Here is a 26,464-nt window from a genome sequence, read left to right as displayed (position 1 = left end):
GCTGTTTTTTCTGAACCCACCAACCCGGAGAGTCCCATGTTTCAAGCTGCCCGTTTCAAGCGCCGCCAACTCGTCCTGCTCGCCACCGCGGCCGCCATCGCCCTGCCCGGCCTGGCATTCGCCCAGGCCAAGACCAAGGTTGCCGCGCTCTACACCGTGCCGTTTGAACAGCAATGGGTCAGCCGCCTGCACAAGGCGCTCAAAGCCGCCGAGGCGCGCGGCGAGATTGAATACAAGGCCACCGAGAACGTCTCCAACGCCGACTACGAGCGCGTGATGCGCGAATACGCCACGGCCGGCAACACGCTGATCGTCGGCGAGGCCTTTGCCGTCGAGGCCGCCGCGCGCAAGGTTGCCAAGGACTTCCCCAAGGTCTCTTTCCTGATGGGCTCGTCGGGCAAGCCGCAGGCGCCCAACTTCTCGGTGTTCGACAACTACATCCAGGAGCCGGCCTACCTGACGGGCATGATTGCCGGCGGCGTGACCAAGACCAACAAGATAGGCATGGTGGGCGGCTTCCCGATTCCCGAGGTCAACCGCCTGATGAACGCCTTTATGGCCGGCGCGAAGGAAACCAATCCCAAGGTCGAGTTCAGCGTGAGTTTTATCAACAGCTGGTTTGACCCGCCCAAGGCCAAGGAAGCCGCCTTCGCCATGATCGACAAGGGCGCCGACGTGATGTACGCCGAGCGCTTTGGTGTCAGCGACGCGGCCAAGGAAAAAGGCAAGCTGGCCATCGGCAATGTCATCAACACCCAGGACAAATACCCCGACACCGTGGTCGCCTCGGCGCTGTGGAACATGGAGCCCAGCATTGACCGCGCCATCAAGCTCGTCAAGGAAGGCAAGTTCACGGCCGAGGACTACGGCCCTTACTCCATGATGAAGCACAAGGGCTCTGAACTCGCGCCGCTGGGCACTTTCGAGAAGAAGGTCCCCGCCGACATCGTTGCCAAGGTCAAGGCCAAGGAAAAAGACATCCTCGGCGGCAAATACACCGTCAAGGTCGACGACAGCCAGCCCAAGTCCACCGCCAAATAAACCCTGAGCCCGGAGCCGCCGTATGCATTTCCTTTCTGGCTTGCGGCGCGTGCTCTCCTCCCGGCTGGCGGCTTTTGCCGCCGCCGGGCTGCTGGCGCTCAGCCTGGCCGGCTGCGCCACCGCGCCGGCCACCGGCACGCCGGTGCGGCTCGATGAGACCCCGCGCATCGCGGTGATCTCGGCCTTCGAGCCTGAACTCACCTTGCTGCTGCGGCAGCTGCAAACCCCGGCGCGGCACCGCATCAACGGCGTTGAATTCAGCACCGGCACGCTGCAGGGCAAGCCGGTCGTGCTGTTTCTCTCGGGCATCAGCATGGTCAACGCGTCCATGAACACCCAACTGGTGCTGGACCGTTTCAATATCCAGAGCATCATCTTCAGCGGCATCGCCGGCGGCGTAGACCCCAGCCTGCACATAGGCGATGTCAGCGTGCCGACCCAGTGGGGCCAGTACCTCGAAGTGCTGATGGCCCGCGAAACAGCGCCCGGCCGCTACACCATCCCGCCGCGCATGGAGGCCCAGACCCTGGCGCCCTTCGGCATGCTGCACCCCCGCCCCGTCGAAACCCGCACGGCCGCCAGCCCGGCGCCGGTGCGCAAGTTCTGGTTTGAGGTCGATGCCAGGATGCTGGAAACGGCGCGCAGCCTGGGGCCCATCGCGCTGGAATCCTGCAATGCCGGCGTCTGCCTCACGCACAAGCCACAGCTGCTGGTCGGCGGCAATGGTGTCTCCGGCCAAGCCTTTGTCGACAACGCCGCCTTCCGCGAATACGCTTTCAAGACCTTTGGGGCCAATGTGCTGGACATGGAAACCGCCGCCGTCGGCATGGTGGCCTACAGCAACAACGTGCCCTATATCGCCTTCCGCTCCCTCAGCGACCTGGCCGGCGGCGGCGAGGGCGCGAATGAGATGGTGACCTTTATGAATATCGCGGCGGACAATTCCGCCAAGGTTTTGCTGGCATTTCTCGCGGCTTGGAAATAGCATGCCCGAACTCGCCGGGATAGACCACATCTACATTGCCGTGAGCGACATGGCAGCGTCGGAAGCGTTCTACGACAAACTCATGCTGACGGTGCTCAGCTGCCGCAAAAACACTTTCACGATTGGCGGGGACCCGCACATCCAGTATTTCAACCGCTACTTCGGTTATGTCCTGCGGCCGGCCCGCTCCCAAGCCGCGCACGACCCCTACTCGCCCGGCCTTCACCACTTTTGCCTGCGCGTGGGCACCATCGAAGATGTGGTCGAATGTGCGCGGCTGTTACAGGCCTCAGGCATCAACGCCAGCGAGCCGCACCAGCACGACGAATACGCACCGGACTACTGGGCGACCTTCTTCAGCGACCCCGATGGCCTTCGTCTGGAAATCACCAACTACCGCCAGGAGCGGCGTGACCGGCATGATCACTGGACATCCCTCGGCTGAGAACACACAGCCGCCGGTGCTGCGCCTTGCCAACATCACCAAACGCTTCGGCCCGCTACTCGCCAATGACGCAATTTCGCTGGACTTGCAAGCCGGTGAAATCCTCGCGCTGCTGGGCGAGAACGGCGCGGGCAAGTCCACGCTGGTGTCCATCCTGTTCGGCCACTACACGGCCGACGAAGGCAGCATAGAAATCTTCGGCAAACCGCTGCCGCCCGGCAACCCACGCGCGGCGCTCGAGGCCGGCATCGGCATGGTGCACCAGCACTTCACGCTGGCCGACAACCTCAGCGTGCTCGACAACGTGATGATGGGCAGCGAGCCGCTGTGGCAGCTGTTCTCGCGCCGCGGCGCCGCGCGCGCCAGGTTGCTGGCGGTGGCGCAGCGCTTCGGCCTGCCGGTCGCGCCCGAGGCCAAGGTCGGCAGTCTCTCGGTCGGCGAACGCCAGCGCGTGGAAATCCTCAAGGCGCTGTACCGCGGCGCGCGCATCCTGATCCTTGACGAGCCCACGGCCGTGCTGACGCCGCAGGAAAGCGAGGCGCTGTTCGACACCCTGAGCCAGATGGTGGCCCAGGGCCTATCCATCATTTTTATCAGCCACAAGCTGGCCGAGGTGCTGCGCGTCTCGCAGCGCGTAGCCGTGCTGCGCGCCGGCAAGCTGGTCGCGCAAGCGCCGGCCGCCGGCACCAGCCAGGCGCAGCTTGCGCAATGGATGGTGGGCCATGCCGTCGCGGCCGCCCAGCGCCGGCCCGCGCCGGCCACGGGCGCGGCGGTCTGCACGCTGGACGCGGTCAGCACGGCCGACGCCGGACGCGACCGGCTGGACGGCGTTTCGCTGCAACTCAAGGCCGGCGAAATCGTCGCGATTGCCGGTGTCTCGGGCAACGGCCAGCTCGCGCTGGCCGAACTGCTGTGCGGCATGCGCCAGGCCAGCCAGGGCACGGTCAGCCTGCAGGGCCAGCCCATGAAGGCTTCACCCGCCTGGCTGGTTTCGCAAGGCGTGGCGCGCATCCCCGAAGACCGGCATGGCGTGGGTGTGGTCGGCGACCTCTGCGTCTGGGAAAACGCCGTGTCCGAGCGCCTGCGCAGCCCGGCGTTTTCCAAGGCGCTGTGGGTCAAACGCCAGGCCGCGCAAGCGCATGCGGCGCGCATTGTGCGCGAGTTTGACGTGCGCGGCGGCGGGCCGCAGACGGCAGCCAGGTCGCTGTCGGGCGGCAATATGCAAAAGCTGATCCTGGGCCGGGCCCTGGTCGCCCCTTCCAGCGAAGGCGCAGCGCAGCCACCCCAACTCATCATTGCCCACCAGCCGACCTGGGGCCTGGACATAGGCGCGGTCGCTTATGTGCAGCAGCAGTTGATCGCCGCGCGCGATGCCGGCGCGGCCGTGCTCGTGATTTCCGACGACCTGGACGAGGTCATCGCGCTGGGCGACCGTGTGGCGGTCATGCATGCGGGCCGGCTCACCGAGGCCTTGCCGGGTGAGGCCTGGACGCGTGAGGCGATTGGGCTGGCGATGGCGGGCGCCGCTTCGGCTCAAGCCGGCCCTTCGACAGGCTCAGGGCGAACGGTGGGAGGAAATTCGCCATGAGGCTGGAAAAACGCACCGAGACCTCCAAGCTCGCCCTGCTGCTGGCCCCCATCGCCGCGATCGCCTTTACCCTGCTGGTCAGCGCGCTGCTGGTGCTGTGGGCCGGCGCGCCGCTGGGGCAGACCTACAGCCTGCTGTTCAAGGGCGGCTTTGGGTCGGTCTTTGCGCTCAGCGAAACCCTGACCCGGGCCATCCCTCTGATCCTGACCGGCCTGGCCGCCACCGTGGCCTTCAAGGCGCGGCTCTTCAACATAGGCGCCGAGGGCCAGCTTTATGCCGGCGCGCTGGCCGCCGTGGCCGTGGGCGGCCTGCATGGCGGGACCGGCTTTGAGCTGCCGGTGTGGCTGCTGTTCGGCCTCATGATGCTGGCCGCCGCGCTGGCCGGTGCCTTGCTGCTGCTGGGGCCCGCGCTGCTCAAGGCGCGGCTGGGCGTTGACGAGGTGGTCACCACCCTGCTGCTCAATTTTGTGATGCTGCTGTTTGTCTCGGCCATGCTGGACGGCCCCATGAAGGACCCGACGGCCATGGGCTGGCCGCAAAGCGTGGCGCTGATGGGCGAGCTGGAGCTGTCCAAGCTGATTGAGCAGACGCGCATACACACCGGCCTCTTCTGGGCCTGCGGCCTGGCCGTGGCGCTGTGGGCCCTGCTCAAATACACCGTTCTGGGTTTTGACATACGCGCCATGGGCGCCAACACCCGGGCCGCCGCCTTTGCCGGCGTGCCCGTCACGCGCACCGTGGTGCTGGTGGCCCTGCTGTCGGGCGCGCTCGCGGGCCTGGCCGGCGCCATCGAGGTGGCAGGCCGCACCAGCTATGTCACCCTGGACATGTCGCCCGGCTATGGCTACACCGGCATCGTCATCGCCATGCTGGCCGCGCTCAACCCCCTGGGCGTTGTCGCCGCCGCCGTGTTTGTGGCCGGCGTGCTGGTAGGCGCCGACACCATGAGCCGCGCGGTCGGCGTGCCCACCTATATCGCGGACGTGATCGTTGCGGCTTCGCTGATTTCGGTGCTGGTGGCGACCTTGATGACGCAGTACAGGGTGCGGATCAAATGAAGAAGTTGCCCCCGTATTTGCTCCTTCCCCCGCTGGGGGAAGGCAGGGATGGGGGCGGCCCACACCAACACGGCCGTCGGCCCCCACCCCTACCCTCCCCCAGAGGGGGAGGGAGTTCATTTGCGGGGAGCGGCCATGTCTGATCTCCTGGATATTCTGGCGGCCGCGCCTTTCTGGATAGCCGTACTCCGCATCGCCACGCCGCTCATCCTGGGCACCCTGGGCGTGCTGCTCTGCGAGCGCGCCGGTGTGCTCAACCTCGGCATCGAGGGCATCATGGTCGCGGGCGCTTTCAGCGGCTGGCTGGCTGTCTATGGCGGCGCGCCGYTGTGGCTGGGCGTGGTGGTGGCGGCGCTGACCGGCGCGGTATTCGGCCTGCTGCACGCCTTCCTTACCGTCGGCCTGGCGCTGTCGCAGCACGTCGCCGGCCTGGGCATCACCCTGCTGGCGACCTCGCTCAGTTATTACGGCTACCGCGTGAGTTTCCCCAAGGTCGACACACCGCCCACCGTCACGCCGTTTGCGCCCATGCACTGGCTGGACGGCACGGGTTTAAGCGTGCTGGCCGCGCAAACCCCGCTCACCCTGCTGGCCCTGGCCCTGGTGCCGCTGGTTGCCTGGCTGCTGTACCGCACGCCGGCCGGCCTGGCGATACGCATGGTCGGCGAGAACCCGCAGGCCGCCGAAGGCCAGGGTGTCTCGGTCGCGGCCGCGCGCACGGCCGCCATCGTCACCGGCTCGGCCCTGATGGGCGTAGCCGGCGCCTTCCTCACGCTCTCGGCCTTTAACGCCTTTTTCTTTAACATGGTCAACGGCCGCGGCTGGGTGTGTGTGGCGCTGGTGGTGTTTGCCTCCTGGCGGCCCGGCAAGGCCTTGCTGGGCGCGCTGCTGTTCGCTTTTTTTGACGCGCTGCAGCTGCGCCTGCAAACTTCCGGCCTGATCAACGTGCCTTACCAAATCTATTTGATGCTGCCCTACCTGCTCTCCATACTCGCGCTGGTGCTGGTGGCGCGCAAGGCGGCGTATCCTCAGGCGTTGATGAAACCTTATCGCAAGGGAGAGCGCTGATGCGCAGCCGCCAAACAGAAAGCACAGACCCGGCTTTCCTCAATGAAAAAACCGCCCGCAAACAGGCCGAACGCCAGCTCCTGCTCGATGCCCTGGCCGGCGGCCTGGACGCCGAGCCCATCGCCTGGGCGCCCGGCAATGCCACCGTCATCGCACCGGCCTTGCTGGCCAGCCCGCGCCTGCGGCTGCGCCCCTGGACGGACGCCGACCGCGCCCCCTTTGCCGCCATGACGGCCGATACCGAGGTCATGCGCTACTTCCCGGCGCCGCTCAGCCGCGCGCAGAGCGACGCCTGGATAGACCGCATGAGCCGCAAGATCAGCGAGCGCGGCTGGGGGCTTTGGGCCCTGGACTACCTGGCCGAAGGTGCGCCGGCGCCGCAATTCGCCGGCTTCACCGGCCTCAACATTCCCGACCCGCAATTTCCTCTCGGCCCTTGCGTGGAAGTGGGCTGGCGGCTCGCGCGGCGTTTCTGGGGCCTGGGCCTGGCCAGCGAGGCAGGCCGTATGGCCTTGCGCGCCGGCTTCGAATCCCTGGGCCTGGAAGAGATCGTCGCGATGACGACGCTGCGCAACACCCGCTCGCGCGCCGTCATGCAGCGCCTGGGCATGCAGGAAAGCCCTGCGGACGAATTCGACCACTGGGCCTACCCCGCCGGCAGCCCGGAACGCCGCTGCTGTGTGTACCGTCTGCCTCGTGCACACTGGGCCGCGAACCCGCAAAATCGCAGCTGAAAGGCCCACGCCATGCCAGACCGCCTCGTCACCCACGCCCGGATGAAACCGTATCGAAAAGGTGAGCGCTGATGGCAAAAACCACCGCCCCACCAGGTGCGCTGCTGGCGGCCTTGTTGGCGCTGGCCTGCGCCCATGTGCAAGCACTCGGCAGCAACTACAGCTACGACACCTTCAAGACACCCGACGCGGTCAGCTGGGTGCGGATGTGCGGGGCGTGGGGCAAAGACAAGCAGGGAACCTATCGCGTTCTGCACGCCGACCAGTACGCACAATCCTTTCTGTATGTTCAGTGGATGACACGCGACGCCAACGGCAGCCTGCATGCCGAGCACACGGTGGGGATCACGGAGATGAACAACGACCACTCGGAGATCGCGCTCAGCGGCCTCACTTGCCGCGCAACGCCGAGCGGCATCGTGCTCACGGCGCGCGCCGCCTCGGGGCATGACGACAAGCTGCGCCGCATCACCATCGAAGTCGGCCCGGCCAACGGCCAGTACCGCTACCGCGCACAGCGCGCCCGCTGACACCCCACACAAGGCCCACGCCATGCTCGACCTCCTCATCACCCACGCCAGCCTGCCCGACGGCCGCAGCAACATGTCCATCGCCGTGCAAAACGGCAAGATCACCGCCGTCGAAGCCGGCCTGCAGGCAACGGCCAAGGAAACGGTAGACGCCAGCGGCTACCTGCTCAGCCCGCCCTTCGTCGACCCCCACTTCCACATGGACGCCACGCTGAGCTACGGCCTGCCGCGCGTCAATGAAAGCGGCACGCTGCTCGAAGGCATCGCGCTGTGGGGTGAACTCAAACCGCTGCTCAAGGCCGAGGCCATCATCGAACGCGCCCTCACCTACTGCGACTGGGCCGTCGCCAAGGGCCTGCTGGCCATCCGCAGCCACGTCGACACCAGCGATGCCAGCCTGCTGGCGGTCGATGCGCTGCTGGAGGTCAAAAAACAGGTCGCACCCTACATCGACCTGCAGCTCGTCGCCTTCCCGCAAGACGGCGTGCTGCGCAGCCAGGGCGGCGTGGAGAACCTCAAACGCGCGCTAGCCAAAGGCGTAGACGTGGTCGGCGGTATCCCGCACTTTGAACGCACCATGGCCGACGGCGCCGCCAGCGTCAGGCTGCTCTGCGAGATCGCCGCCGAACGCGGCCTGCTGGTCGACATGCACTGCGACGAGTCCGACGACCCGCTGTCGCGCCACATCGAAACCCTGGCGTATGAAACCCAGCGCCTGGGCCTGCAGGGCCGCGCCAACGGCAGCCACTGCACGTCGATGCACAGCATGGACAACTACTACGTCTCCAAGCTGCTGCCCCTGATCGCCGAAAGCGGCGTCAGCATCATCGCCAATCCCCTGATCAACATCACCCTGCAAGGCCGCCACGACACGTATCCCAAACGCCGCGGTATGACCCGCGTTCCCGAACTGATGGCCGCCGGCGTCAACGTCGCCTTCGGCCACGACTGCGTGATGGACCCCTGGTACGGCATGGGCAGCGCCGACATGCTCGAAGTCGCCCACATGGGCCTGCACGTGGCGCAGATGACCAGCCAGCAAGGCATACGCCAGTGCTTTGACGCGGTGACGGTCAATTCCGCCAAGGTCATGCACCTGCAGGGCTATGGGCTGGACGTGGGCTGCGATGCGAGTTTTGTGCTGCTGCAGGCGCGGGATCCGGTGGAGGCGATCCGCTTGCGGGCGAATCGCTTGAAGGTGTGGAAGAGCGGGAAACTCCTGGCGAGCACACCGGAAACCATGGCCACACTTGCACTGCCCGCCAGGCCCGCCCAGGTGGCTTTTTCCCTTCAGAAAAGCGCCTGAGCCCCGGGCTTTATTTGTCGCATTCCGTGGCAGCCCAAAGACAGCCCTTTCCGACCTGGTAAAAAGTGCTGTGCCCCCTCGGTCCGGGCGGAATGCGGGCGTTCTCGGCGATCACCCAGTTGACCGCATGCCCGCCGCTCAGGCCGTCGGGCAGGCGCATCTCGCCGATGACAAGATACGCATCCTTGGGGACGCCAATCCAGGGCTTCGCGGGCATGCGAGCGCGATTCCAGAGATCGAGGTCCGCCTGCCCCAGCTGCCGCAGGGCGCCCTTTTCCAGCCAGTACTTGATGCCGTCCGCACCTTTGGGCACCGGCTCCCCCATGGGTGGCGCCGCCACGGCCTTCCAGGCACTGGCGCGAAATGATGCCAGGCCCTCCAGCTCCACCCGCGGCGCGGTCTGCGAACCAAACACCAGGGGAATCAGTGCGGTGGCCAGGTCACTGCGGCCCATGATGGGCGTGCAGCTCCTGGACCGCAGTTTGCGCAGTCCGAAAACCGCGAGCAATGTCTCACCGGTATCCCGCCTCACAAACGTGTGGCTCGCAATCGTTTGCCCCGTCTCGCGGTCCACGATGGAGGCATCGCGTCCCTGCTCACTGGCAAGCGCCTGGCCGCGCATCTCATAACGGCTCTGGATGCCCTGCGAGGTTTCAAAGGCAATACAGGTATCGGGCGGCAGCAAATTCCGCGGGTAGTACTGGGGCGACAGGCATTCGCCGAATCCGCCGCTCGCAGGCGCCAGAAAAAACCGCTGGTTCAAGCGATTCGATTCGCTGGCGCCCGATCGAACCGGCTCAAAAGGAATCTCGATCGAACTCAAGCGGCCTTCGGCCAGCGCCCGCACCATCTCCGTCATCGCCTGGCCGCCCAGAGGGCCCCGGGAAGGGAGTACGCCGAGCGAGTAGGCATGGGGATCCGGTGAGAAGCTCTGCCAATAGACCGACGTCGCCGGGCCTTCCACCCTGCCGTTGAGCACCAGGCCCGCCGAGCGGCACTGGAACTCCTCCGTCAAAGCGCTTAGCCACAGCGGAAGGCTCAGGACCATCACCACGGCGATGGGCGCCAGAACGCGGGTCCAGAGCGGACGGCCGGATCCAGGGGCGAAGACGCGCTTAAGCAGCCAGGCCAGCGCGGCAAGCAGCAGGCCCAACCAGACACATGCCGCCGCAATCAAGGGGATGAGCAGCAAACCCATATCAGGGCTTCCATTGCGCCGGTGAACGCGGCGATGAAGATGGCGTGCCTTCCGCGGAGGGCGCAGGCGGCGCCTCCGTCAAAAATTCCTTGAACCGTGTCATTCGCATCCCCTTGTTGCAGCCGATCAATCGCCGGTCCCTTACTTGAGCTCGTACCGAACCCCCGAGCCGCTGGGCTCGGTGACCAGCCTGGGCACTTCAGGCGTCGCAAACGGGTTGGGTTTGTCGGGGACAAACTTGTAGCTCGGAATGTCCATGTCCGTGTTGCGGCGGAAAGGCTCCATGGGCGGCGATCCCTGCAAGGGCCGGCTCACCAGCACATGGATCTCCGCCTTGAGCCGGGCCTGCTCGCGCCGGTAGGAAGGCTCGAAGGCATCGGTATGCATCACCGCCAGCTTTTTGACCAGGCAGTCCATGACGAAGGCATCAAACTTCTGGCCGAGCTTGCCCTGCCTGTGCGTCTCGGGGTTCATGCGCGCCAGGTCCGAGGCATCCAGGCACAACTCGGCATTCGGGCGTTTTTTGGCGAAGAAGGCGGCGTCGATGCGCGCCTGGGCCGGGTCGGCGTCCGCCTTGATACCCTGGGGCAAAGGCGCCGTCGCGGACTGCTTGTCCAACGGCCCCCTGGCCGGCACGGATTGCGGCAGGGTACCGCCCAGGCGTGGCGGGTTGAAGTTTTGGGAGCTCGTCCTGGCCGGCGCAGGGGGCGGGGGATTCGAAATCCCGGTCACCACGCCCATGACTATCAGCAGTAAAAAAATGACCGCGAACCCGAGGCTGACCCGGGTGGCCCTTTTTTGCTCCGGGCCGGCCGGCGGCTTGAGCTTGCGGGAGCCGGTGAGTGATACCAGCTTTCGCCGCCAGGCGGGTGTTTCCTGGTGCCATTGCCGCCACTGCGCCAGCGCGGCAGGACTCGCAATGATGTGCAACCAGTTCGGGAAATGGCCAAAGACCATTTCCGCGCCCGGCAGGTAGGCGAGGAGATGCCTCGTTGACAGCGGCTCCGGGCTGCGCGTGCGCCGGATGACCTCTTTCTGCTGCCCGCGAGCCTGCCACTCCTGGGTGTCGAACAGCGCCATCTCCTCGATGGCCGCGTCCACGATATGCCCGGCCCGGCCGAACTGGAGCAGGCGGCTGCGGTCGGCATCCCAGCCAAAGACCTCCGTGGCCGGCGCGAACAGGAGTTCATGGCCCGGCCGCCAGCCGTCGGCCAGTATCTGCGCCACGCCCCACTCAAAATAGCGGCGCGCGTCCACATTGATAAGGCGTTCATCGTCCAGCAAGCGCACCAGCGCGTCTTCGGCGTCGTCGCCGGTTTTCCAGGCCTGTGCCTGCAGTTGCCCGATCAGCAGCCCCAGCACTTCGCGGCCCAGCATTTCAGGGCTCTCAGGGCTGGCCGGCTGCGCGGTGGCGGCCGGCCCGGGAGGCGGTGCTTCTTCCGGCATGGCGGCCGCTGGCGCATCGGCGGGCGCCGGGCCGGCCGTGGCCTGTTCCGCCTGCCGGCCTTCCTCCTCCAATTGCTTTTCCGCCTTCTGCCGCTGCAGCCACCACAGCAGCTGGTCGTAGGTCTCGCGCAATACCTGGAAGGCGCCGGGCTGGGTTTCAGGGTCGATCTGCTTCAGTTCGCGCGCGTAGGCGCGGCGCACGTCACGCTCGTCCGCGTCGGGGCGCAGCTGCAGCCGCGCGAACAGGGCCGGCGCGTCCATCAGTCCGAGTCCTGCGCCGCATCCTGCGCGCTCACGTCAAAAAGCCTGTCGTCGCTTTCGATGTCGTCCAGCGCCTTCTGCAGGGCCTTGTGCACCGGCGCGATGGCGCGCTTGTCCTGGGTGGCCAGCGCCGCCTCGAAGCCGACGATGCGGCCGGCCAGCCACTCGCGCGCCTCGCCGCGCAACTGCTGGTAGATGCGCTCGGCACGCGCCAGCAGCGTGCGGTTGTCCATCTGGTCGCGCGGGTGGATCTTCAGCCCGGCCAGGGCCTTGAGCCGGTCGGCAATCTCCTGCTCGGTCAGGAGGCCGGGGTTGCCCTCGATCACCACGCTGAACTTGTCCTGGGTCTTGAGGATGGTCGCCTCCACCTGCAGCAGGCCGTTGACGTCGTAGGTGAAGCGCACCTCCACCGCGCAATCCTCCTGGGGAAGCGGCGGCAGCCGGATCTCCAGGTTCCCCAGGTGAACGTTGTCCGCGGCCATGCGCGACTCGCCCTGGAAGATGTGCAGCGACACGGTCGACTGGTTTTCGTTGGTGGGCACGTAGCTCTTGACCCGGCTGATCGGCACCGGGCTGTTGCGCTCGATGATCGGGTCGAAGTGCCCATGCGTCGACGCCGTGGCCGAGATGCGCTTGCTGATCGCGACGCCCAGCGAATACGGCGACACGTCGGTCATGACGACCTCGTCCAGCGCGGCGTCCCTGGCCTTGAGCCCGGCCTGCACCGCCGCGCCCAGCGCAACGACTTCATCCGGGTTGTGGTCTATCGCCGGGAAGCGGCCGAACAGGCTGGTCACCAGCTTGCGAATGATGGGCATGCGCGTGGCGCCGCCCGCCAGCACGATGGCCTCCAGGTCGCCGCTGCGCAGGTTGGCGTCGCGCAAGGCCCGCTCCACCGGTGCGCGCAAGCGCCTGAGCAAGGGCGCGCAGGCCTCGGCCAGCAAGGCTTCGTCCACGTCCATGTGGTACTCGCGCTCACCGTCCAGCGCCATGAAGGTGGCGGACATAGTGGCCGTGGGCCGCAGGCTGAGCGCGCGCTTGGCCGCCTCCGCCTGGGCCTGCAGCCGCGACATGAAGCCGGCGTCGCGCCTGAGGCCGGCCGGCAGATCCTTGTGCTTGAAGAAATGGTCCACCAGCGCGCTGACGAAGTCCTCGCCGCCCAGGAAGTTGTCGCCTGCCGAGGCGCGCACCTCCATCACGCCCTCGAACATCTCCAGGATGGACACGTCGAAAGTCCCGCCACCCAGGTCGAACACCAGGAAGCGCGTTTCCGCGCCCAGCTGGTGGATGCCATAGGCCAGCGCCGCGGCCGTGGGTTCGTTGACCAGGCGGTCCACCTTGAGGCCGGCCATCTGGCCCGCGGCGCGCGTGGCCTTGCGCTGCGCGTCCGAGAAATAGGCCGGCACGGTGATGATGGCCTCGGTCACCTCTTCGCCGAGCGCGGCTTCCGCGTCGGCCTTGAGCGACTTCAGCACCAGCGCCGACAGCTCCTCGGCGCGGAAAGCCCGCGGGCCCAGGTTCACGACCTTGTCGCTGCCCATGTAGCGCTTGAAGGTCCGCGCCGTCCGCTCCGGATGGGTCTGCGCGCGCTCCAGCGCCGCCTTGCCCACCAGCACCGAGCCGTCCTCATCGAGGCTGACGCACGAGGGCGTGAGCACCTCGCCCAGGGCGTTGGGGATCAGCTCAGGCCGACCATTGCGCCACACCGCCACCAGGCTGTTCGTTGTCCCCAAATCGATGCCGACGATCATCTGCCCGCCCTCCTCCGGTTTTATAGGAAAGCATGGTAACCGAGTGTGTTGATGAGAGTAAGACAGCTCACCGTCGCGGACGGCGCTGCTTCCGTGAGCAGCCCGGAGCATGAATTTCAAGGTAAAAATGCAAAACGCCACTTTGACCTTGAAGAAAACCAGGCCGCGATCCGCATGACTCCCCAACAAGCCGCGCAACAACTGGTCGCCACCCGAACCGGCGGCCCCGCCGTGCGCTGGCGCAACATCGTCCCCACCGACCGCGCCGGCGCCTACGCCATCCAGGATGCCACGCTTGCAGCCATTGGCCCCATCGCCGGCTGGAAGGTAGGCGCCAAAGGCCCGCAGGCCGAGCCGCATTGCGCACCGCTGCCCGCCTCGGGCCTCCACGCCTCGGGCGTCACGCTCCGAGGCCCCGCCTGGCGATGGCGCTGTGTCGAGGTGGAAGTCGCCTTCCGGCTGGGCCGTGACCTGGACCCCAAGGGAAAATTGCTGGCACCCGCCGAACTGGCCCAAGCCTTTGACGCGGTGCTGCCGGTGATGGAGGTCGTCGAAAGCCGGCTGGCCGATGGGCACATCGCCGACCCGCTGGCCCAACTGGCCGACCTGCAATGCCACGGCGCGCTGGTGCTGGGCAGCCCGTCGGCGTTAAGGCCTGCGCATGTTGACTTGCGCACGCTGGAGGCGCACCTGAGTTTTGGTGCGGCATCGGCGGCCCACACCCATGGCGGAAATCCGGCGCAAGAGGTCTGGCGCCTGCTGTCGTGGCTGGCGCTGCACTGTGCCGAACGCGGCCAGCCGCTTAGTGCAGGCCAGATCGTGACCACCGGGTCCTGTACCGGCCTGCTGAACGCACCCATGGACGTGCCCGTGCGCGGTGACATAGCGGGAGCCGGCGCGGTAGAGTTGCGTTTTGAAGCTTAGGTGCAGCCAGCCTGCTGAGCCAATAAAGGGATATTCCGTGAATTCATCCATTGCCCACGCCGAGCTGATCGCCACTTACAAGAAGGCGGAGGCAGAGGCCGCCTACAAATTCGGCTTGATCAAAACCGTTGCAGCCAAAGGCCCCAAGGCGATCCAGATGGCCGTCGAGACCGCGGAGAAAGCCGCCAAACGCCGGGACGCTTATGCCAAAAAGCTCGCGGCGCTCAAGGTGGATCTCAAGGATTAGCCGCACCCTTTGCGGATAATCAGGATTTGGAAAGAAAGAAACCCGATGAACCCAGAACCAGAAGAAGCCGAAGAAGCCGAAGAACCGGAACCGATCGAGGAATACGTCCCCGGCGTCGCGAACGGCAGGCACTACATGGCCAGGCTGTGCCATCTCCCCGACGGTCCCTGGTACATCGATGTGGTGCATATTGAGTCGCTGCCGCCCCTGCACGACAACGACGAGAGGACCTGGCCCACACGCGACGAGGCTGTCCAGGCGGCCAACAAGCTGGTGGCCGATCTGGCGCACTGACTTCCTCTCACTCCTTCCCCCGCTGGGGGAAGGCAGGGATGGGGGCTACCGGCCTCCAATCCAAAGCTGCGGTGTCATCAAACGCCGCGGGCCTCCATCCCAACCTTCCCCCAAAGGGGTAAGGAGCAAGAAAGAACAAGTCGCACGCCGCCGCGAATGTAACGCCCTGTCAGGGCCCTTGCAGCCCAGGCCAGCAGCACCATCTGGATGCCAGCGGCCCGCCGGGCTTGCACCTTCAGCCAAGGAGTTTTCATGTTCAAACGCCTGACTTTGCTCTGGGTACTGATACGCGGCGATGCACGGCGGCTGTGGACGGCCCTGCGCCACCCCCAAGCACCCGCCTGGCTGAAATGGGGTACCGCGGCGATTGCGCTCTACCTGTTCTCACCGATTGATCTCATCCCCGACGTCCTGCCCGTCATCGGCATTGTCGATGACCTGGTACTGGTCCCCCTGGCGATCCGCTGGCTGTTGAACCGCCTGCCGCCCGGGATCGCCGACCCTGCGGTAAAACCCCAGGAATGAATGCCACCCCGCACGCTCCCCCTTGATGTCGACACGCCCCACTTCACTGACGATTGCCCTCCCCTCCGGCGCAACCATTTCCGGTCTGCTGCAGACGCCGGCTAGCGCTGAGGCTTGTTATGTGTTTGCCCACGGCGCCGGCGCGAGCATGGACCACGCCTTCATGGCGGCCATCGCCCAGGGCCTCGCGGAACGCGGCATCGCCAGCTTGCGCTTCAACTTTCCGTTCATGGAACAAGGCTCAAAACGCCCGGACGCCCCCGCCGTGGCGCATGCGGCGATCCGGGCGGCGGTCGCTGAAACGGCGCGGCACATGCCTGTTGGTGTGCCGCTGTTTGCCGGCGGAAAATCCTACGGCGGGCGCATGAGCACGCAGGCGCAAGCGGCCGAGCCCTTGCCCGGCGTGAAGGGCATTGTGCTGGTGGGCTTTCCACTGCACCCGGCCGGCAAACCTTCCACCGAACGCGCTGCGCACCTGAACGAGGTCCAACTGCCCATGCTCTTCCTGCAAGGCACGCGCGATGCCCTCGCCGACCAGGACCTGGTCACGCAGACCACGGCGGGCCTCGGCAAAAAGGCCAGCCTGCATATCGTGGATGGCGCCGACCACGCCTTCCATGTGTTGGTGCGTTCAGGCCGTACCGACGCGCAGGTGCGCGAGGAACTGCTGGACACCATGGCTGCGTGGATGGCGAAGCGCTAGCGGCGCAGCAGGGTTATCAGTTCCCTGATGTCCAGTAGAGCCGCCCTGGGTCCCTAAGTTTTGGCGCGATATCTGCCGCCCGCAACCGTGGCTTTGGTGCGCCGCCAAGCTGTAGAACTACAGCTTCAATTGCCAACCCCAGATTCTTCCAGCAAACGTCTGAAAAGCTTGGTCTCACCGCCGGTTCCAGGCTCAAAATTATCCACGGTGAACTCGTCATCTCTCAATGAAATTTTTCTTAGTAGTTCGTAGAAAGCCTCTTGTGACGGCACTTGACCAGGCGATACCAGGGAACGATAAGCGGGTCGCAAAAATCTCATAAACGCTCTGAATCCGTTGGTGCGATTCAGCATCCAACCGCGCGTCGAAGAAACCCACGCTTCGGGCCAACGCTCGCTGATTGCAGAGAAATAGTAAAGAACGATATCGGCAATATCCAAGTCTTTTTCATCGAGAAATAGATTGCGAAAAGGGGTGACATCCAGTTCGGCAGCCGAAGCGCGGTTTAGCTTTTTTCCGCGTAAGAATGCATCACGATCTTTAACTGCACTCGTCGTGATATACCCCAACAAATTTTCCACGACAGTAGCCTGAGTGAGTGTTTCTCCAAACCGTCCCTCTGTTGCAACGCCAAGTCGCTTGATCTTGCCCCTAAAAGGACTCGTTTTCAAACTATCCAATGCCACGGCTACGTTGTGACATGTTTTTTGTGGGCTTCTTGATCGGGCATATTCATACAGGTCATACACCAAACTCTTGCTAACCTTGGTCTGCGCCAAATTAACAGTCGAAAAAACATACGCTTGATTCTCGATATCCATGTCTACAAAAATAGATACATTGATATCAAATGACGCATCTGGTGGCAACGCCCCAAGCCCCTCAATTCGATGTTGGCCATCAAGAACTTTGGCGATCTGCAACCTTGACCTATTCAAATCCGGCGTCGATTGGTCGTAGTAATTAGTCAAGATAATTTTTCTTGCGGCTTCGTCATATCTTACGCAGTGGGCATCGACAGCGAGAATCACGGACGTAGGGAAACATGCGTCGGCCGTGTTTACGTACTCGCCAATTTCTGCCACTCGCTTAGTATTGAGAGGCCTCTGAATGCCTAGGTAAGTTTCGACGTCGCGAGCCTCTTTTTCCAATCGGCGAACATCGGCAAAAGTTATTTCGCGAAGTCTTTTCCACGGGACCGAGGCAATATAAAAATCACCAATGGGCTGGGACACCCTAATGCAATCCAAAGGAAGCTCATACGGCTGATCTATCGTCGCCAATTGCTTCATTGTGGATTCTCCAAGTTGGCTGCCCCGTCTGCGTTGTGGCGTTGCGCGAACGCGCCAACAAAATTTTTCTCCGAATCTTTAACTTCCTCTGGCCGCATTCGATACTTGTTGTAAAGGATTGCGAGGTACCGAAAGAATGCAGCAACCAAAGCGCACCAGATAGCAGCATTCGCCAAGAACTTTTGGTTCAAAGGAATCGGAGCGTTTGTGACCATCGCACCGGCTCCTCGGATGAAGGCATAGCTTCCAGAACAGACGATCCCTAAAAGTACCAATGCAAGGATGATCCAAGTCCGCGCTGGAAATGGTCTTGCATTCGGTGGGTCCTCTGTCGCAAACACCAAAATTGGCCCTAGCAATGCCGTAGCAAATATAAAAAGTTGACCTTCCTTAATAGTCAACTCAAAAACCTGCGGATAGGTCAGAGCACTGTGAGAGTCGAGGATCACCAGAAACAAAGCCGAGAGCCAAAATGTTGCAGTAGCAAATGCAACAATAATGATGAACTCTCTTGTTGCAGAGAAGTAGTCTTCTTTTCGACAAGCGAAAAGTGGACCAATCAATGGGGCAGAACTGAACCAGCGCCTCACCTTTCCGATAGGTCTGTGTCCCATAGCTCGTTAGCCTGTGATCAACAGTTCGGAGTAATTACCCCTCACTGCGTTCGTGCCGCCGATTGAGCTATACCGCTCAAACTCTCGAATATCAAAATCACTTTGATAGAGTTCACGAATTGATTCGTGGTTGGCGTTGGTGATGAATACTCGGGCACCTCGATCTCTCGCGATCCGAAGGGCATCCCGTAATCTCACCTGATCTGACCAGGAAAAAAGCTCTTCGTTGTACTTCACAAATCCATTGTGATTGTGCCGAACGGTATAAGGCGGATCGCAAAAAACCACATCTCCTAGACCAGCTTCAGCGACCACATCAGCGAAGTCAGAATGCGTGATAGTCGCGGCCTGCAATGCATTTGACACTGCCTGAAAATCGTCGGTATCCATCAAGACTGTGTTCTTTGTACCAATAGGAACATTGAAGCGTCCATCGAGATTCACTCGATACAACCCATTCCAACAAGTACGATTGAGATAGATTACTCGAGCGGCTCTCTTTGCAAATGTGGTCGGTATTGTGTCTCTAACGCGATAGTAGTGATCCTTGTCATGAAGTGCCTGGTGCTCAGATAAATATCGTTCAACTGCGCAGCGTTGCGTTTGCAATGCTCGATAAGTACTGATGAGTTCACGATTGCGATCAGCGAGAACTGCGACCGCAGGTTGGACCGCAAAGAACACCGCCCCACTACCAAGAAACGGCTCGATATATGTGCCCTTAACTTCCCCGATTAGCTCGCGAAGACGGCGAGCAATCCAACGTTTCCCACCCGCCCACTTAAGAAATGGAACAATGATTGGTGCACTGTCATCCTCTTCTGCTGTCAATCGAGTAGCATTTATTACGCTATCGTCTTTGGATCTAGATGGACGTTGTAGCTTAGACATGCGAGTGGTCTCCGCACACCATACACAGCTCTAGGCTAAAAGCAGTTGGCATTCCTCATCCCTCATCATTTGTGTTGTTTTGCACACGGCAACTCCTGCCATATGGGGCTTTCAACCCAGGCGGGGCTAACAAATCCCCTCTATGGCCACCACTCATCGTTCGTATGATATCCCCGGTCTAGTCAACTGAAGAAATCCACCGAGCAAATTCCTCCAGGGAACCGTTACGGATTCGCTCCAGGTCATGGAGTCACGTCATCAAGACAGCCGTGTCCCCACACGCTGCTGACCGCCATAAGTCCTTTTCTTTGCGTTCTTTGCCCGCTAAGCTAAACCCCTCTTCAAAATTACGCAACTAGGCAAACCATGACAAGCTACTGGCTCATGAAATCCGAACCCGAAGAGTGCTCCGTCGACGACGCACTCGCGGCCAAGAACTCAACAGTCCCCTGGGTCGGCGTGCGCAACTACCAGGCGCGCAACTTCATGCGTGACGGGATGAAGGTCGGGGATGGCGTGCTGTTCTACCACTCGAGTTGTGCCGAGCCCGGTATTGTCGGCATCGCGCGTGTGGCGTCCACGGCTTATCCTGACCCTACGCAGTTCGACCCCAAGTCGCCCTACTACGACGCCAAGTCCAAGCGCGAGGAGCCGCGCTGGCTGCTGGTCGATGTGCAGGTGACGAAGAAGATTCCCAACATCACCTTGCCCGAGTTGCGTGCGCGGCCTGAGCTTGAAGACCTGGTCATCCTGCGCAAGGGCAACCGGCTGTCGATCACGCCGGTGGAGCCCAGGCACTGGAAGGCAATTGTCGGGCGATAGATAGCAGGCGCTAAGCCTTTGGTTCTCTGCGCCCGGGCACGGCGCATACCAATGGTTGAGGGTGCAAAAAACCAATGCCGCCCAATCCCCTGAGCCGCGTGACAAACACACAACAGCGCGGCCGCCGCCCAATTCGTCACTGTCATTCCTGACACCGGCAACCGGTGCCGTCAGCGCCGGCATTTCGTCTGCATGCGTAGCGTCTCCTGGCGCCCGCGCATGCCCACTCCCCGCCTTCTGTGTCCCCCAACCCTGTCAGCCCTGACAGGTTGACCGTTGCACGGGCCGCTCAACACAATGATTTGGACAAACAGGGGCGGGACAACAAGAGGGGGAGCGGTGAACTGCCCGCAGCACTGGCTGCGGGCATGGCCAGGYGGCATGCCGGGGATCGRCATGCCGCCTCACTTGTCCTGAGTCCCATGGCGGTTTTTTCTTCACTCCAACAGAGGGCTTCTCATGACACGACTTCTTTCACGGCGCGCACTGGTGGTGCAGGCGGCTTTGCTGGCGGCGGCATCGCCGGCGGCCTTTGGCCAGGCCAACCCCCCCTCCTCTCAAGGCAACGCGGCCAGCGGCAAGCTCGCGGTCGCCAAGCCGGCGGCCGCGCGCCCTGCCGTCGCGGCGGCACCTGTGGCCATCGAGTGGCCGACCAAGCCGATACGCCTGCTGATCGGTTTCCCGCCGGGCTCGGTGCAGGACTTGTCGGCGCGCTCCATCAGCGAGCAGCTGTCCAAGACGCTGGGTCAGCCGGTGATTGTGGAGAACAAGCCCGGCGCTTCGGGCACGATCGCCGCCGACCAGGTGGCCAAGGCGACCGACCTGCACACCTTCGGCGTGATGAACAACAGCCAGCTGACGATTGCCAAGCTGCTGAACCCGATGGCGCCTTACGACCCGGCTGTTGATTTGGCACCGATCGCGCTGATAGGCACGACACCCATGGTGATGGTGGTGAGCAACTTCGCCCAGGGCGCCACGCCGCAGGAGTGGCTGACCTGGCTGCGCAACCAGGGCGACAAGGCCAACTACGGCTCGCCGGGCGCGGGCACGCCGGGCCACCTGGGCATGGAACTGATCAAGAGCCGCAGCGGCGGCCTGGGCGTGATGCACGTGCCCTACCCCGGCAACCCGCAGATCATCACGGCCATGCTGGGCGGCCAGCTGCAGGCGGCGCTGCTGCCGCCGGGCCTGGCGATGCAGCAGGTGAAGGCCGGCAAGATGAAAGTCATAGGCGTGACCTCGGAGGCGCGCAGCATGCTGGTGCCGGAGCTGCCGACCATGCGCGAAGTCGGCATCATGGGCGCGGACATGGAACTCTTCACCGCGCTGGCCGGTCCGGCCTCGCTGCCGGCCGCGATTCGCGAGAAGCTGGGCGCGGCGGTGATCGACGTGCTCAGGGCCAGCGAGACGCGCCAGCGGCTGATCACGGTGGGCTGGCAGCCCGCGCCCTCCACGGCCGAGGGCCTGCGCACGCGCATGCGCGCCGATACGCGCAACCTGGGCGGCATCATCATGCTGCGGGGCATACGCGCCGACAGCTGAGCGGCCCTGCCTAGGGCCTGTTAACACTGTGTTTGCAAATGCGAATGGGGTGAAAACGGCGCCAATCAAGGCGCGCGACGACGCCCAGGCCGGGTGTCTGGGCTAGGAGTGCAACGCMGAGTGGCGCCGTTTTYACCCCATTCCCTTCGGGTTGCGATCAAAAAGGCCTTGCGCGGCGTTGCAAAGCCTTGACGGGGTYYACCCCGCCTGCGTTTTGCGCCTTGCTCAAGGCCTTTTTGACTCGCAACGCATCTTGCCAACACAGTGTTAACAGGCCCTAGCCGCGCTGTTGCTTCAGCGCCGCATGCAGCTGGGCCATGGCCGTGACGCACTCCAGCACGCAGACCTGCACACGGCCGGCCGCGTCGTCCGGTGCCGGCGCGGGCGCCGCGTCGAGGCGGTCGCCGACCGCCTTCACAAGCCGCACCTGGATGGCGCGGAACATGATGTCCCAATCTTCCGTCAGGGCCTGCCGTTGGTCGGGTGGGTTCTGCGGAAGGGCCCGAGGCGAAGGCTGCAGCTTGTGAACTTCAGCCATGGGTGTGGCAGCTGCGGGGCCACGGGATTCAAACAGGAGGTTCAGGTTGACGAAGCCAAAGGCTTTGCCCACCTTGGTGCCGGGCAAGGGTGTTGGTCGCTTCATGCGCTCACCTCCACAAATCTAAGCCGCAGGGCGCTGCGGCGACGGTCAAACGCACACGCGGCCGAGGCTCGGTCGCTATGGCCTTGGTCCGTTTATAGAAGCTGGGCAAGCCACCGTCGGTCCGCTGGCGGACTTAGCCGCATAAAAGCCACACCACCGTAGGACGGGGCGCCACATCAACGTCCCGAAACCCCCTGGATGGCCTGGATAGCGGCCTTTTACGCCGCCATCTGCATGGGCAGCAGGCGGTCGTATTCGTCCTTGACGACCTGGTAGCACTCGCAGGAGCGCTTTTCCAGGCCGAGGCGGTCCAGCACCTTGATACGGCCGCGCGTGTAGCTGATCAACCCGGCGTCTTGCACCTTGAGCGCCGCTTCGGTGACGCCGACGCGGCGCACGCCCAGCATGTTGGCGATCAGTTCCTGGGTCATCACGAGCTCATTGCCGGGCAGCCGGTCCAGGCTCAGCAGCAGCCAGCGGCACAGCTGTTCGTCCAGCGAATGGTGCCGGTTGCAGACCGCCGTTTGCGACATCTGCGTGATCAGCGCCTGGGTGTAGCGCAGCAGCAGATGCGTGACGGGGCCCGACTTGTCGAACTCGTCCTTCATGAACTGCGCCTTCATGCGAAACCCCGTGCCCGCGCTTTGCACCATGGCGCGACTGGGCGTGGCATTGCCGCCCAGGAACAGCGAGATACCGACCAGGCCTTCGTTGCCGACCACGGCGATCTCGGCCGAGTCGCCGTTTTTCATGACGTAGAGCAGCGACACGATGGCCGAGGACGGAAAGTACACGTAGTGCTCGGTCGTGCCGGACTCGTAGAGCACCCGGCCCAGCGGCAGGTCGAAGCGTTCCAGGTGCGGCAGCCAGCGTTTGAGTTCTTCGTCGGGCAACGCGGCGAGCAGGCGGTTGAGCTTGATTTCACTCGAGCTGGGGACCACGGCCTTCGGGTGCGCGGAGGAGGCGGTGGGCTTTTTGGTTTTAGGCAGAGAAATGGGCAATGGGGAACCAGGTGACGGGCCTGTCTTTAGCGGCTGACGGTATGCCGCTGAATAAGCCCTGGTTCCAGCATACGAAGCGCTCACCGGGGTGTATGTGCGGCAGCGCACAGGGGCGGGAACGGTTTCATCGCCTCCCGGTGTAGGCGCAGGTGCTGGGGCCGTTGACACGCCTGGACGCATGCGGCGCCGGCACCGGGTTCTTGAACGGCACGGCGCGCAAAGCGAAGCCGTCCGCCTCCAGGCGGCTGTGGTTTACTCTGCCTTTACCGAAGCACTACCTGCCGGACGCGCAAGCGTCTTGAAATAGGCGGGGCGCGCAAGCCGCGCGTGAACCACAGGAAGAGGACATGCATATTTCATCGGCACACTGGCGAGCGGGCGCTGCAGCCCTGCTGCTGGCGGGCCTGGCTTGCGCCAGCCATGCCCAATACAGCACCGGGGGCCCGTACAACACCGGGGGGGCGCGCGCCCATCGCCCCGGCGAGGCCCAGGCGGAAGGCCCACAGGCGCCGCGCGTGCAGTCGCGCTGGGAGCAGGTCAGCCGCCGGCTGTTTGACCTGCGGGTGGCGCTGCAGATCACCCGCGAGCAAGGCCCGGCCTGGGAGAACTTCCGCGGGCGCTTCCTGGACATGGCGACCAGCGGCCCGGCCGGCCAGCGCATCGTGGATGAGCAAAATGCGAAGGATGCCTTCCAGTACCTGCTGGCCGACGCGCAAAGGCGCTCCAACATGCTGGCGACGCTGGACGCGACCGCCCAGGTCTTGCTGGCCCAGTTCAGCCCCGAGCAGATGCAGATCGCCGACCGGGCATTGCCCGGACTGCTGGCGGACTACGGCGGCAGCCGTTAAGACCCAGGCTAACCGGTCGTCGATTTCAGGGCCAGCATCACCACAATGACCACGGCCAATACAAGCGACAGCCCTTTCCAGAACGCCAACGGGTTTCGTTCCAGCAGCGGCTGGCGCGTCTTGTGCATAAAGGCCTGGCTGGGGTGGCGCAGGTCATAGACAAACTCAGACAGCTCGCCATAACGTTTGGCCGGGTCGGGGTGCACGGCCTTGCGCAGCACATCGTCTATCCAGGCCGGGATCTCGCGGTCGTCGCGCAGCGCGGAGTCGTAGCGCAGCTTGTTTTGCGCGGCACGCGTGCGGCTTTTGGCGACTTCGGCGCCGTAGGGCAGCCGCCCGGTCAGCATCTGGTAGGTGATGACGCCCAGCGAGAAGATGTCGGAGCGCGTAGTGCCGCCCTCGCCCAGAAAATACTCGGGCGCTGAATACTGGGCCGTGCCCAGGATGTCATCCCGCCCGCCGGGACCGTCAAGCTCCGCAAGGCTGGCCACGCGGGTGGCGCCGAAGTCGATGATCTTGGCGGTGCCGGTGTTGTCGATCATGATGTTCTCGGGCCGCAGGTCCTGGTGCAACATCTCGTGCCGGTGGAAGGCGCGCAGGCCCTTGGCGATCTGCTCGACCAGGCCGCGCACCACCTCCAGGCTGGGCCGGGGGTTGTCTATCATCCACTGGCTCAGCGTCTGCCCGTCGATGTATTCGGTGGCCACGTAGACATAGTGGCGCTTTCGGGTCGGCACATAAGGCTTGAGCACGTGCGCGCTGTTGATGCGCCTGGCGATCCACTCTTCCGTCAAGAAGCGCTCAAGGTAGGCCGGGTCGCCGCCCAGGTCTATGGAGGGCGTCTTGAGGATGACCAGCGCGCCGGTGTCGTTGTCGGTGGCCAGGTAGATGTGGCTGCGGCTGCTGCCCTGCACTTCACGGACGATGGTGTAGCCGTCAAACACCGCCCTGGCCTCGAGGATGGGCGGAAGCGGCAGGCCCGAGAGCTGCTGCAGCATCTCGCCGGCCTCGCGCCGGGGCAGCGCATCGACGCGCACGAGCTGGACCGTGAGGTTGTCTTCGCTGCCGCGCTGGAAGGCTTTGTCGACGATGGCCCTGGCGGCAAGCTCAAGCCCTTCGGGCGCATCGGCGCCGCCGCGGATGATGGCGGCCATGTCGTGCTCGCTGACGTGTTCATACACGCCGTCGGTGGCCAGCAAAAAGATGTCGCCCTGCTCCACCGGCTGGGTCTGGTAGTCGATTTCCAGCTGGGGCTTGAAGCCCAGCGCGCGGCCCAGGTAGCTCTGGCCCTGGGCAATCCACACGCGGTGGTCGTTGGTCAACTGCTCCAGCGCCTTGCCGCGCAGGCGGTAAATGCGTGAATCACCGACATGGAAGATATGCGCCGTGGTCGACTTGATGACCATGGCGCTCAGGGTGCACACATAGCCCTTGTCTTTGTCGTAGCGGTAGGGGCTTTTTTGGGTCTGCGCATGCAGCCAGGAGTTGGTGGCGCTCAGGATGCGCTCGGCCGATGTCTTGACCGACCAGGCTTCCGAGGTGCAGTAATAGTCTTCGAGGAAACCGGTGACGGCGTACTGGCTGGCCACGTCGCTGACGGCGCTGCTGCTGATGCCGTCGGCCAGCGCGATGGCGATGCCCTTGGCGCTGAGCTGCGGCTCCTGCGGCACGTAGATGCCGTGGAAATCCTGGTTGGTTTCCTTGCGGCCCTTGTCCGAATACTGGCCTGCCGAGATCTTCAGTTCAGAGGACATAGGGGGTGGCGACAAAGCCCTCGCGCAACTTGCATGCGCGAGGGCTTTTGTTTTGGAAGCGGATTATTTGAAGTTACGAGCCGGTCCGGTTTTAACGTGCGTGGCATACAGCGTCAAGCCGGTAAAGGCCAGGCCGCCCACCAGGTTGCCCAGCACCGTGGGGATTTCGTTCCAGAGCAGGTAGTCCATGATGGTGAAGTGCGCGCCCAGCAGCAGGCCAGAGGGGAACAAAAACATGTTCACGATGGAATGCTCGAACACCATGTAGAAAAACAGCATGATGGGCATCCACATCGCGATCACCTTGCCGCTGACCTGGGTGGAGATCATCGCGCCGACCACACCGGCCGACACCATCCAGTTGCACAGCATGCCGCGCACGAAGAGCGTGAGCATGCCGTTGGCACCGTACTTCTGGTAGCCCAGGGTGCGGTTCTCGCCCACCACGCCTATGGCCTTGCCGACCGCGCTGGGCTCTGTGGAAAAGCCATTGGTGACGTAAATCGCCATCATCACGGCCACCGTGAACGCCCCCAAAAAGTTGCCGGTAAAGACCAGGCCCCAGTTGCGCAGCACGCCCTTGAGGGTGACGCCCGGGCGCTTGTCGATCAGCGCCAGCGGGCACAGCACAAACACGCCGGTCAGCAGGTCAAAGCCGAACAGGTAGAGCATGACAAAACCCACCGGGAACAGCACGGCGCCCAGCAGGGGCTGGCCGGTCTGCACATTGATGGTGACGGCGAACCAGGCCGCCAAAGCCAGGATGGCGCCGGCCATATAGGCGCGGATAACGGTGTCCCGCGTCGACATGAAGATTTTGGACTCCCCCGCGTCCACCATCTTGGTCACAAATTCCGAAGGCACTAGATAAGCCATACGTTCCTCGAGTTTTTGGGTTATCGGCCTTAAAAAAGAAAAGGCCAAAAAAAATCCACCCCCAGGCGCCCCCA

27 protein-coding genes are annotated in these 26,464 nt (G+C 63.7%); 17 read left to right on the top strand and 10 right to left on the bottom strand.

Going from position 1 to position 26,464, the window contains the following annotated elements:
• The first annotated feature begins 36 nt into the window (after positions 1-36).
• The 9 genes from AC1DXS_RS08350 (at position 37) to AC1DXS_RS08310 (ending at position 8,755) form a co-directional block, all read left to right on the top strand.
• Positions 37-1,041: a BMP family protein gene (locus tag AC1DXS_RS08350; RefSeq protein WP_477737050.1), complete on the top strand. Its 1,005-nt coding sequence runs from the start codon at positions 37-39 to the stop codon at positions 1,039-1,041.
• Between the two features lie 22 nt (positions 1,042-1,063).
• Complete coding sequence (locus tag AC1DXS_RS08345; protein ID WP_477737049.1) at positions 1,064-2,026, top strand: 5'-methylthioadenosine/S-adenosylhomocysteine nucleosidase; 963 nt, start codon at positions 1,064-1,066, stop codon at positions 2,024-2,026.
• A 1-nt stretch (position 2,027) separates the two neighbouring features.
• Positions 2,028-2,471, top strand: coding sequence for a VOC family protein (locus tag AC1DXS_RS08340; protein ID WP_477737048.1), 444 nt, complete (start codon positions 2,028-2,030; stop codon positions 2,469-2,471).
• On the top strand, positions 2,446-4,059 hold the full coding sequence (locus AC1DXS_RS08335; protein ID WP_477737047.1) for an ABC transporter ATP-binding protein: 1,614 nt from the start codon (positions 2,446-2,448) through the stop codon (positions 4,057-4,059). The genes AC1DXS_RS08340 and AC1DXS_RS08335 overlap by 26 nt, the downstream gene beginning before the upstream one ends.
• Positions 4,056-5,117 carry an ABC transporter permease gene (locus AC1DXS_RS08330; RefSeq protein ID WP_477737046.1) on the top strand — a complete coding sequence of 354 codons (1,062 nt, stop codon included), beginning with the start codon at positions 4,056-4,058 and terminating at the stop codon, positions 5,115-5,117. Before AC1DXS_RS08335 ends, AC1DXS_RS08330 begins: the two co-directional genes overlap by 4 nt.
• 135 nt (positions 5,118-5,252) lie before the next feature.
• Complete coding sequence (locus tag AC1DXS_RS08325) at positions 5,253-6,185, top strand: ABC transporter permease (RefSeq protein ID WP_477737045.1); 933 nt, start codon at positions 5,253-5,255, stop codon at positions 6,183-6,185.
• Positions 6,185-6,919, top strand: a complete 735-nt coding sequence (locus AC1DXS_RS08320; protein WP_477737044.1) for a GNAT family N-acetyltransferase — start codon at positions 6,185-6,187, stop codon at positions 6,917-6,919. Before AC1DXS_RS08325 ends, AC1DXS_RS08320 begins: the two co-directional genes overlap by 1 nt.
• Positions 6,920-6,990: 71 nt before the next feature.
• Positions 6,991-7,449 carry a hypothetical protein gene (locus tag AC1DXS_RS08315; protein WP_477737043.1) on the top strand — a complete coding sequence of 153 codons (459 nt, stop codon included), beginning with the start codon at positions 6,991-6,993 and terminating at the stop codon, positions 7,447-7,449.
• Positions 7,450-7,471: 22 nt separating this feature from the next.
• Positions 7,472-8,755: an amidohydrolase family protein gene (locus AC1DXS_RS08310; RefSeq protein WP_477737042.1), complete on the top strand. Its 1,284-nt coding sequence runs from the start codon at positions 7,472-7,474 to the stop codon at positions 8,753-8,755.
• 10 nt (positions 8,756-8,765) lie between these two features.
• Here the strand turns inward: AC1DXS_RS08310 and AC1DXS_RS08305 are convergent, their stop codons facing one another.
• The 3 genes from AC1DXS_RS08305 to AC1DXS_RS08295 all read right to left on the bottom strand — a co-directional run bounded on the left by AC1DXS_RS08305 (position 8,766) and on the right by AC1DXS_RS08295 (position 13,411).
• On the bottom strand, positions 8,766-9,953 hold the full coding sequence (locus AC1DXS_RS08305; RefSeq protein ID WP_477737041.1) for a hypothetical protein: 1,188 nt from the start codon (positions 9,951-9,953) through the stop codon (positions 8,766-8,768).
• Positions 9,954-10,094: 141 nt separating this feature from the next.
• Positions 10,095-11,660 (bottom strand): hypothetical protein, encoded by a 1,566-nt coding sequence (locus tag AC1DXS_RS08300; protein WP_477737040.1) that lies wholly within the window; start codon positions 11,658-11,660, stop codon positions 10,095-10,097.
• The gene (locus AC1DXS_RS08295; protein WP_477737039.1) at positions 11,660-13,411 is read right to left on the bottom strand and encodes a molecular chaperone HscC; all 1,752 of its coding nucleotides are present in this window, start codon (positions 13,409-13,411) and stop codon (positions 11,660-11,662) included. Before AC1DXS_RS08295 ends, AC1DXS_RS08300 begins: the two co-directional genes overlap by 1 nt.
• Positions 13,412-13,585: 174 nt before the next feature.
• On the opposite strand from AC1DXS_RS08295, the gene AC1DXS_RS08290 reads away from it, so the two are divergent.
• From AC1DXS_RS08290 to AC1DXS_RS08270, 5 genes are all read left to right on the top strand, one after another.
• Positions 13,586-14,335, top strand: a complete 750-nt coding sequence (locus tag AC1DXS_RS08290) for a 2-keto-4-pentenoate hydratase (protein ID WP_477737038.1) — start codon at positions 13,586-13,588, stop codon at positions 14,333-14,335.
• Positions 14,336-14,372: 37 nt separating this feature from the next.
• Positions 14,373-14,582: a hypothetical protein gene (locus AC1DXS_RS08285; protein WP_477737037.1), complete on the top strand. Its 210-nt coding sequence runs from the start codon at positions 14,373-14,375 to the stop codon at positions 14,580-14,582.
• A 45-nt stretch (positions 14,583-14,627) separates the two neighbouring features.
• Positions 14,628-14,876 (top strand): hypothetical protein, encoded by a 249-nt coding sequence (locus AC1DXS_RS08280; protein ID WP_477737036.1) that lies wholly within the window; start codon positions 14,628-14,630, stop codon positions 14,874-14,876.
• Between the two features lie 252 nt (positions 14,877-15,128).
• Positions 15,129-15,401: a YkvA family protein gene (locus tag AC1DXS_RS08275; protein ID WP_477737035.1), complete on the top strand. Its 273-nt coding sequence runs from the start codon at positions 15,129-15,131 to the stop codon at positions 15,399-15,401.
• Positions 15,402-15,426: 25 nt separating this feature from the next.
• The gene (locus AC1DXS_RS08270) at positions 15,427-16,104 is read left to right on the top strand and encodes an alpha/beta family hydrolase (RefSeq protein WP_477737034.1); all 678 of its coding nucleotides are present in this window, start codon (positions 15,427-15,429) and stop codon (positions 16,102-16,104) included.
• A gap of 125 nt (positions 16,105-16,229) precedes the next feature.
• Here the strand turns inward: AC1DXS_RS08270 and AC1DXS_RS08265 are convergent, their stop codons facing one another.
• The 3 genes from AC1DXS_RS08265 to AC1DXS_RS08255 are packed head-to-tail and all read right to left on the bottom strand — an operon-like array spanning position 16,230 to position 18,901.
• A complete protein-coding gene (locus AC1DXS_RS08265) occupies positions 16,230-17,396 on the bottom strand; it encodes a DGQHR domain-containing protein (protein ID WP_477737033.1) in 1,167 nt (388 codons plus the stop codon).
• Positions 17,393-17,986, bottom strand: a complete 594-nt coding sequence (locus tag AC1DXS_RS08260) for a hypothetical protein (RefSeq protein ID WP_477737032.1) — start codon at positions 17,984-17,986, stop codon at positions 17,393-17,395. Before AC1DXS_RS08260 ends, AC1DXS_RS08265 begins: the two co-directional genes overlap by 4 nt.
• A 30-nt stretch (positions 17,987-18,016) precedes the next feature.
• Positions 18,017-18,901, bottom strand: coding sequence for a DNA adenine methylase (locus AC1DXS_RS08255; protein ID WP_477737031.1), 885 nt, complete (start codon positions 18,899-18,901; stop codon positions 18,017-18,019).
• A 366-nt stretch (positions 18,902-19,267) separates the two neighbouring features.
• Between AC1DXS_RS08255 and AC1DXS_RS08250 the strand changes: the two genes are divergently transcribed.
• Together AC1DXS_RS08250 and AC1DXS_RS08245 are read left to right on the top strand one after the other, a co-directional pair.
• Entirely contained in the window at positions 19,268-19,723 is a 456-nt protein-coding gene (locus AC1DXS_RS08250; protein ID WP_477737030.1) for an EVE domain-containing protein, read from the top strand.
• Positions 19,724-20,182: 459 nt separating this feature from the next.
• Positions 20,183-21,268, top strand: coding sequence for a Bug family tripartite tricarboxylate transporter substrate binding protein (locus AC1DXS_RS08245; RefSeq protein WP_477737029.1), 1,086 nt, complete (start codon positions 20,183-20,185; stop codon positions 21,266-21,268).
• Positions 21,269-21,545: 277 nt separating this feature from the next.
• Here the strand turns inward: AC1DXS_RS08245 and AC1DXS_RS08240 are convergent, their stop codons facing one another.
• Positions 21,546-21,911, bottom strand: a complete 366-nt coding sequence (locus AC1DXS_RS08240) for a hypothetical protein (protein ID WP_477737028.1) — start codon at positions 21,909-21,911, stop codon at positions 21,546-21,548.
• A gap of 218 nt (positions 21,912-22,129) precedes the next feature.
• Positions 22,130-22,804: a Crp/Fnr family transcriptional regulator gene (locus AC1DXS_RS08235; protein ID WP_477737141.1), complete on the bottom strand. Its 675-nt coding sequence runs from the start codon at positions 22,802-22,804 to the stop codon at positions 22,130-22,132.
• A gap of 455 nt (positions 22,805-23,259) precedes the next feature.
• Between AC1DXS_RS08235 and AC1DXS_RS08230 the strand changes: the two genes are divergently transcribed.
• Positions 23,260-23,760, top strand: a complete 501-nt coding sequence (locus AC1DXS_RS08230; RefSeq protein WP_477737027.1) for a hypothetical protein — start codon at positions 23,260-23,262, stop codon at positions 23,758-23,760.
• An 8-nt stretch (positions 23,761-23,768) separates the two neighbouring features.
• Here AC1DXS_RS08230 and AC1DXS_RS08225 read toward each other — a convergent pair whose 3' ends face one another.
• The gene (locus tag AC1DXS_RS08225; protein WP_477737026.1) at positions 23,769-25,514 is read right to left on the bottom strand and encodes a bifunctional protein-serine/threonine kinase/phosphatase; all 1,746 of its coding nucleotides are present in this window, start codon (positions 25,512-25,514) and stop codon (positions 23,769-23,771) included.
• 63 nt (positions 25,515-25,577) lie between these two features.
• On the bottom strand, positions 25,578-26,390 hold the full coding sequence (locus AC1DXS_RS08220; protein ID WP_477714549.1) for a formate/nitrite transporter family protein: 813 nt from the start codon (positions 26,388-26,390) through the stop codon (positions 25,578-25,580).
• Positions 26,391-26,464: the final 74 nt, after the last annotated feature.

The sequence above is a fragment of the Polaromonas sp. P3_B1 genome (genome assembly GCF_056402935.1).
The sequence above is the reverse complement of the archived record's forward strand: the minus strand, read 5'-3'. Positions and strand labels throughout refer to the sequence as shown.

Excerpts from the sequence above, each read along its gene's own strand:
- AC1DXS_RS08330 (WP_477737046.1), top strand. The coding sequence starts at position 4,056 with ATGAGGCTGGAAAAACGCACCGAGACCTCCAAGCTCGCCCTGCTGCTG.
- AC1DXS_RS08320 (WP_477737044.1), top strand. The coding sequence starts at position 6,185 with ATGCGCAGCCGCCAAACAGAAAGCACAGACCCGGCTTTCCTCAATGAA.
- AC1DXS_RS08280 (WP_477737036.1), top strand. The coding sequence starts at position 14,628 with ATGAACCCAGAACCAGAAGAAGCCGAAGAAGCCGAAGAACCGGAACCG.
- AC1DXS_RS08240 (WP_477737028.1), bottom strand. The coding sequence starts at position 21,911 with ATGAAGCGACCAACACCCTTGCCCGGCACCAAGGTGGGCAAAGCCTTT.
- AC1DXS_RS08250 (WP_477737030.1), top strand. The coding sequence starts at position 19,268 with ATGACAAGCTACTGGCTCATGAAATCCGAACCCGAAGAGTGCTCCGTC.
- AC1DXS_RS08225 (WP_477737026.1), bottom strand. The coding sequence starts at position 25,514 with ATGTCCTCTGAACTGAAGATCTCGGCAGGCCAGTATTCGGACAAGGGC.
- AC1DXS_RS08345 (WP_477737049.1), top strand. The coding sequence starts at position 1,064 with ATGCATTTCCTTTCTGGCTTGCGGCGCGTGCTCTCCTCCCGGCTGGCG.
- AC1DXS_RS08305 (WP_477737041.1), bottom strand. The coding sequence starts at position 9,953 with ATGGGTTTGCTGCTCATCCCCTTGATTGCGGCGGCATGTGTCTGGTTG.
- AC1DXS_RS08340 (WP_477737048.1), top strand. The coding sequence starts at position 2,028 with ATGCCCGAACTCGCCGGGATAGACCACATCTACATTGCCGTGAGCGAC.
- AC1DXS_RS08220 (WP_477714549.1), bottom strand. The coding sequence starts at position 26,390 with ATGGCTTATCTAGTGCCTTCGGAATTTGTGACCAAGATGGTGGACGCG.
- AC1DXS_RS08335 (WP_477737047.1), top strand. The coding sequence starts at position 2,446 with ATGATCACTGGACATCCCTCGGCTGAGAACACACAGCCGCCGGTGCTG.
- AC1DXS_RS08290 (WP_477737038.1), top strand. The coding sequence starts at position 13,586 with ATGACTCCCCAACAAGCCGCGCAACAACTGGTCGCCACCCGAACCGGC.
- AC1DXS_RS08295 (WP_477737039.1), bottom strand. The coding sequence starts at position 13,411 with ATGATCGTCGGCATCGATTTGGGGACAACGAACAGCCTGGTGGCGGTG.
- AC1DXS_RS08255 (WP_477737031.1), bottom strand. The coding sequence starts at position 18,901 with ATGTCTAAGCTACAACGTCCATCTAGATCCAAAGACGATAGCGTAATA.
- AC1DXS_RS08270 (WP_477737034.1), top strand. The coding sequence starts at position 15,427 with ATGTCGACACGCCCCACTTCACTGACGATTGCCCTCCCCTCCGGCGCA.
- AC1DXS_RS08310 (WP_477737042.1), top strand. The coding sequence starts at position 7,472 with ATGCTCGACCTCCTCATCACCCACGCCAGCCTGCCCGACGGCCGCAGC.
- AC1DXS_RS08265 (WP_477737033.1), bottom strand. The coding sequence starts at position 17,396 with ATGAAGCAATTGGCGACGATAGATCAGCCGTATGAGCTTCCTTTGGAT.
- AC1DXS_RS08230 (WP_477737027.1), top strand. The coding sequence starts at position 23,260 with ATGCATATTTCATCGGCACACTGGCGAGCGGGCGCTGCAGCCCTGCTG.
- AC1DXS_RS08315 (WP_477737043.1), top strand. The coding sequence starts at position 6,991 with ATGGCAAAAACCACCGCCCCACCAGGTGCGCTGCTGGCGGCCTTGTTG.
- AC1DXS_RS08300 (WP_477737040.1), bottom strand. The coding sequence starts at position 11,660 with ATGGACGCGCCGGCCCTGTTCGCGCGGCTGCAGCTGCGCCCCGACGCG.
- AC1DXS_RS08245 (WP_477737029.1), top strand. The coding sequence starts at position 20,183 with ATGACACGACTTCTTTCACGGCGCGCACTGGTGGTGCAGGCGGCTTTG.
- AC1DXS_RS08350 (WP_477737050.1), top strand. The coding sequence starts at position 37 with ATGTTTCAAGCTGCCCGTTTCAAGCGCCGCCAACTCGTCCTGCTCGCC.
- AC1DXS_RS08275 (WP_477737035.1), top strand. The coding sequence starts at position 15,129 with ATGTTCAAACGCCTGACTTTGCTCTGGGTACTGATACGCGGCGATGCA.